Annotated in this window: 1 pseudogene; it reads right to left on the bottom strand. The window is 44.5% G+C overall.

Annotated features, from left to right (window positions below):
- Positions 1 to 783, bottom strand: a pseudogene (locus DPG01_RS18470) (hypothetical protein); the annotation flags it as partial.
- Positions 784 to 841: the final 58 nt, after the last annotated feature.

Raw genomic sequence — 841 nt, 5'->3', positions numbered from 1 at the left:
AGTAATCTGATTAATTTGCTCTGCTGCAGTACGGATTTCATAATCTGAAATCTTCCCGACATTCGATTCATCCAGGATCAGTAAGTCATCTGCAACATAGTCATCACGAATCAGGGTGAGCACCCACTTATTGGTGCGACTGTCTACCGTACACACCGCATCAATGTGCTCACAGATCAAGTCAATGATTTTTTCAATCTCGCCTTCATCATCAAACACAATCGACATATACATGTCTTCTTGATTGAGCACCGCCCAGGCGTTTAGAAAACTATCTTTGTCCAGCATGTCCTCAGGCTGCCCCATCCCCCACGCTGTGTTGGTAATGCAGGTCCACAGCATATCTGCTGGGTTCATATCTGGTTCACCTGAGCGCACCCCAAACCATGATTCAAGATTAAAGACCGTTTCAGCATCATCGGTAATGGCCCAAGGTACATAAGCACCTAAATCCACATTGTCTTCAGGCGTATTGTCGGCTTGCATCAACAGATTATTCAAAGTGATGAAGTCAAAGTCAGCACGGGATACGGTATGGGTTTGATGGACGGCTGTGTTATGAAACATGGCTTGAAACTGCGCAATCACTTCTGGTGTGACATCGCGACCATCATGCATCGGCACGAAAATACGACGACTGTTCTCAGTTTGATGTGTGTTTAAAAAGCTCTCTGCATTGCTGATCATGCTTGAGATTGAGGCTCCTGATACTTGGGTTTTCGCTTCGATCCATGCTATAGCATCAGGTGCATCTGTTTCTTGAAAGTTGAGATAATCCTTCATATGCAATCCGCTATCAAAGAACATCAAACGAATGTTGACTATTGAGCCGTCATAAACT

Source organism: Acinetobacter sp. WCHAc060042 (assembly GCF_003231195.1).
In the GTDB taxonomy this organism is placed as follows: Bacteria; Pseudomonadota; Gammaproteobacteria; order Pseudomonadales; family Moraxellaceae; genus Acinetobacter.
This window is presented reverse-complemented; position numbering and strand designations above follow the sequence as displayed.